Raw genomic sequence first — 4,922 nt, 5'->3', positions numbered from 1 at the left:
AGGCTGGGAAGGAAGAACCAAAGGTTTCTCCGAATCCTGTACCATTTTATAATTGGCTTGAACAGTAATCTTCTACGAGAGAATTCATTCTCTCGTTTTTTTATCCAGGCTCTTTTTGAAACTTTATTGATCCCATTAAAAAGAGGCTTGATCAGTATTATATAGTTGGCACTCTACCTAAGAGGTTTAAGCCATCATCACTTTAAAAGCGCGGGTGAAGTCAATGTTAAATAAGCAAGAAATAAGGTATTGCCTTGATGAGATGGGCAAAATGTTTCCAGAAGCCCATTGTGAGCTGGTTCATTCCAATCCCTTCGAACTAGTCATAGCGGTAGCGTTGTCGGCACAGTGTACCGATGCATTGGTTAACAAAGTAACAAAAGGTTTATTTGAAAAATATAAAACACCCGAAGATTTCCTGAGTGTCCCTCTTGAGGAGCTGCAGCAGGATATCAGATCAATAGGGCTTTATCGCAATAAAGCCAAGAACATCCAAAATCTCTGCAGGCTGCTTATTGATGAATACGGCGGAGTAGTTCCCTCAGATCGAGATGAATTGACAAAGCTCTCTGGTGTAGGAAGAAAAACAGCTAACGTTGTTGTTTCTGTTGCATTCGGTGTCCCGGCAATAGCAGTGGATACTCATGTTGAAAGGGTCAGCAAGCGACTTGCTTTTTGCCGCTGGAAGGATTCTGTCCTAGAAGTTGAAAAAACTTTGATGAAAAAGATCCCAGAAGACGAATGGTCTATCACTCATCATCGAATGATTTTTTTCGGCCGATACCATTGCAAAGCGCAAAATCCAAAATGTGAGACGTGTCCATTGCTTTTGGTATGCAGAGAGGGCAAGAAGCGAATGAGGAGCAGAGACTAAGTGGAAAAAGAATTTCCTTTAGCAGAGATTGAGGAACTCAGCCATAGTATTATTCAGAGGTGGAAGCAATCAAAGCTTGCACTCGAAGGCTTTTTTAAAAATAGAGAGGGCGAAAAGGTCTTGCCAATAATGAAGGACTCAATTGAGCTTTTCTATGAATACCTATCCATTTCAAACGGTAAAAAGGTTTATGGGAAAATCAATGATTATCATGTAAAGCCTGTAAATGTCCAGGAAAGGTTAAATTTCATTGAGACAAAGCCGCGTCTATATCACTCTTATGTACAATTAGCAGAACTGTTTTCCGAACAGGAGAAGCTGTTTGCCAAGAATAAGGCGTTAAATAAAATCAAAAATAAACGTCCTGACTAAGTCAGGACGTTTATTTTATTTTTTCTAACACTTAGTTCTTAAAAACCAGGAATGGAAACATCCCCGCCATCCCCGGTGCCGTCGCCAGTGCCATCTCCGGTACCAGTGCCATCTCCAGTACCAGTGCCATCTCCAGTACCAGTGCCATCTCCGGTACCAGTGCCATCTCCGGTATCAGTACCATCTCCATTACCGTTGCCATTGCCAATGCCATTGCCGTTACCGTTACCATTGCCATTGCCATTGCCGTTGTCGATAGTACCATTATCTTCTGGTTCAGTCGGAAGCTCTGGAATTTCAATTGTCACTACGGCTGGATCAGATTGTTGGTCACCTCTGACAGCAGTTACTTTGAATGAGTATATTCCACCTGGAACTGGATTTGCAATTTTTAATCCAGTTTCGGAGGTAGTTGTAAGTTGTTGTTCAGGACCTTCATCAAGTGATGCAGTGACCACAAAGCTAATATCTTTTTTGTCCTTTTGCTTGAAATCCCATTTTAAGATGATTTCATTTTTCTTTTCATCAAACTTCGCTTCCAGTTTGCCAGGAGTTTCTATTTTGTCAAACTTTTTGGAGACTTCATTTGGAACATTTCCTTTTACAGCCCATTCATAAAGGACTTGATCCTCTGGTGTATATTCGCTTGCAAGCTTTGCAGGAATAGTGCCTTTTTCCACTTTCACTCTTTCTACACTTTTTGGAACTGTAAAATCTGGAGTGTCAACATCCTGGGAAACATAGGACATTAAATCTTTAAAGAGCATTTGTGATATTTTTTGTTCCGTACCATATAATGCGGTCTTTCTATTTTCATATCCAGTCCATATCGATGCTGTATATCTGGTCGTATAGCCTACAAACCAGGAGTCTGGCACACCGCCTGGACCGATGCCCCATTTGTTTATATCATCTTCAGTGTAATTCGTGGTTCCGGTTTTACCTGCGACATTAAGGCTTGGGATATTTGCATATGTTGCACCTGTGCCAGATGTAATTGCAGATTTAAGCATATCAGTAACCATAAAAGCGGTATAATCCTTCATGACAACTTCAGTGTCAGGTGTCATATCAATTTCTGTTTTGTCTCTAAGGACAATTTTTTTGACAGCATATGGCTTCGTAAAGAACCCATTGTTGCCAAATGCAGCATATGCTCCCGCCATTTCGATAGGTGAGATTTCATGCGCGCCGATTGAAGCAGATTCAAAAATTGGATCATTTAGCGTTAATCCGAGGTTAGTACCAAACTCCCGTGCTTTTTCAGCTCCAACGGCCTGGAATGCCTGAAGTGCTGGAATATTGATTGATTTTGCCAATGCCATTCTCATTGTCATGATTCCGTTATACTTGTCATTCCAGTTTCCAATGGGCTCTCCATTAGAATAGGTCATAGGCTTATCTTCGAGCATATGGTAAGTACCCCAGCGTAAATGCTCAATAGCCGGGCCGTAATCCAGAATCGGCTTTATAGTTGATCCTGGCTGTCTTTTAATATCTGTAGCGAAGTTCAGTCCCCTTTGAACTTTTTGATTCCTGCCTCCGCCAATCGCCCTGATTTCTCCAGTTTTCGTGTCAAGTAGAGTAATGCTTGCCTGCATCTCATCATTTGGGAATTCTGCGGCAGCATTCGTACTTAAAATATTCTCTACATGAGTTTGTGCTTTAGGGTCAAGGGTTGTATAGATTTCTAAACCGTCGGAAAAGATATCAAAATCGCCTTGAGCTTCAACTTCATCAATGACCATATCCACAAACGCGTCAAATGGTTTTTCATCTTTCTTTTTACGGTTTTCTTCCTTAACTAGTGTGGATTCTACCGGTATTTTTTGTGCTTTTTCCATTTCTTCCTTGGAAATGAATCCATGCTGGTGCATCAATGATAAAACAATATTTCTTCGGTGCTCTGCTTCTTTGGGATGCTTGAATGGATTATAGTTATTAGGGCTCTGAGGCATTCCCGCAAGCATTGCTGCCTCATGAAGCTCAAGTTCATCCAAGTCTTTGCCAAAATATATTCTAGAAGCGGTTAAAACACCATGACTGCCTTCAGACATAAAGATTTTATTGACATACATCTCAAAAATTTGATGCTTCGTATACTTTTGTTCAAGCTGGTATGCAAGCCATGCTTCCTGTGCTTTTCTTGAAATAGTCTTTTCAAAACCTAGGAAGTAGTTCTTTACCACCTGCTGTGTAATCGTAGAAGCTCCCTCGGATCCAAAACCATGTGTGATATTGGCAATTACCGCTCCGCCCAAGCGGATGACATCAATACCATTATGCTTATAGAATCTGACATCTTCTGTGGCAAGGAATGCATTCTCCACAAGTTTGGGAATATCCTCGTAGACCACATAGTCTCTATTTTCTGAACCGACTTCTGTGACGAGATTATTATCTTTATCATAAATCTTTGAAGATATCGGATCTTTAAGAGTAGCTTTATCAAGTTTAGGAGTATCCTGTATCATAAAAGCAAAGACAGCTACCCCAGTTAGCATGCCAATAATTCCAAGGGTAATCAACGCAAGGAAAATCTTTTTGAAGGTTCCTTTTTGTTTTTTATTGCCTTTGGGTTTATTTTTTTTGGCTGCTAGCTGTTTTCGCCGCTCCTCTCTTGATTGCGGTTTCTGTGCCATATTTTGTTCCTTCCTTTCTAACATTAAGACTCTTTTCATAATTTGATGTTATATATTGTTTTTTGAATATGACTTATACGAAAAGAGAGTGAATCCTCAATTTAAAACAACGAAAGATGCGGTAATAACTAAAAAACTAACTAAGTTTATAAAGATAATCTATAACTTTAATATAGTCAATCCTTGGGTGCAGCCCGAGGGGGATTTGATTGCCTATAGCTTCGACTTCTTCCTTTGTAATCGATTTTCTTCCTCCGGATTTCATTCTATCCCAAAAAGTAAGCAAATGGCTTGCTTCCAGAAGGAAAACCTCTTCTTCAGTAGAGAAACGAAGGATGACAAAGCAAATGCCGCCCTGATCCAGCACTGATTTCATATGGACGATCTGATGTTCATGAAAGTTTTTTAATGGAAAAGAAGTAGAGAACTTTGTCTCTTTCGCCTCAAAATCAATGTACCTTCCTTTGTAGACACCATTATAGTCAGTAGTGGAGGCCTGTTTAAAGTATGCCTCTTTTATAACGGCTGCACTCCTGCGGGGATAATCAACATTTACGATTTGTACTGGTGTCGGTTTTTTATGGATTACTGCAATTGCTCTGTCGAGATAATAAGAGTTGGTTTCGTTTAAATCTTCCTCTAGTGTCATGCCCCGGTTGCTGTATGCTGTGTTTTTTTCTTTTTTAAGCTGAACGGCCTGTTCTGGCTTTGGGTTGTACCTTTTGCCGTTTGGATAATTAAAAATCAAGCTGACCACCTCACAAACTACTCTATATCATACCAAATATGATGACTTTATGGTTGAATAAAAAGCCCCATTTAAATTCACCCTAAAAAGAACCAAAAGTAAAGGAAGAGAAAAGGTGTGTCAATAACCCAAAATCCCCAATATTATCAACTGACAGATGAAGAAACTGAAGTCATTCGAAAAATCAAGGGTGAGACAGAAAAAAATAATGTTGACAATATATCCAGAACAAATGCATATCTGCAATACTATTTAGAGACTCCAGAAATGACCTGGGCGTTTCTGG

Annotated in this window: 5 protein-coding genes; 3 read left to right on the top strand and 2 right to left on the bottom strand. The window is 39.9% G+C overall.

Features of this window, described 5'->3' with window-relative positions; genetic code table 11:
* Window positions 1-223 precede the first annotated feature (223 nt).
* Entirely contained in the window at window positions 224-874 is a 651-nt protein-coding gene (gene nth, locus WB217_RS18920; RefSeq protein WP_423994882.1) for an endonuclease III, read from the top strand.
* A complete protein-coding gene (locus WB217_RS18915; protein ID WP_423994880.1) occupies window positions 875-1,246 on the top strand; it encodes a YpoC family protein in 372 nt (123 codons plus the stop codon).
* Between the two features lie 38 nt (window positions 1,247-1,284).
* Here WB217_RS18915 and WB217_RS18910 read toward each other — a convergent pair whose 3' ends face one another.
* Together WB217_RS18910 and recU are read right to left on the bottom strand one after the other, a co-directional pair.
* On the bottom strand, window positions 1,285-3,888 hold the full coding sequence (locus tag WB217_RS18910; protein WP_423994879.1) for a PBP1A family penicillin-binding protein: 2,604 nt from the start codon (window positions 3,886-3,888) through the stop codon (window positions 1,285-1,287).
* 136 nt (window positions 3,889-4,024) lie between these two features.
* A complete protein-coding gene (recU, locus tag WB217_RS18905) occupies window positions 4,025-4,636 on the bottom strand; it encodes a Holliday junction resolvase RecU (RefSeq protein WP_423994878.1) in 612 nt (203 codons plus the stop codon).
* A 117-nt stretch (window positions 4,637-4,753) separates the two neighbouring features.
* On the opposite strand from recU, the gene WB217_RS18900 reads away from it, so the two are divergent.
* The coding region (locus tag WB217_RS18900; RefSeq protein WP_423994884.1) for a DUF2515 family protein at window positions 4,754-4,922 on the top strand (169 nt) is incomplete at its 3' end.

The sequence above is a fragment of the Mesobacillus sp. genome, assembly GCF_049588175.1.
Lineage (GTDB): Bacteria > Bacillota > Bacilli > Bacillales > Cytobacillaceae > Mesobacillus.
The sequence above is the reverse complement of the archived record's forward strand: the minus strand, read 5'-3'. Positions and strand labels throughout refer to the sequence as shown.

Bases quoted from the DNA above. Each gene is read 5' to 3' on its own strand.
- WB217_RS18910 (WP_423994879.1), bottom strand. From the start codon at position 3,888: ATGGCACAGAAACCGCAATCAAGAGAGGAGCGGCGAAAACAGCTAGCA.
- nth (WP_423994882.1), top strand. From the start codon at position 224: ATGTTAAATAAGCAAGAAATAAGGTATTGCCTTGATGAGATGGGCAAA.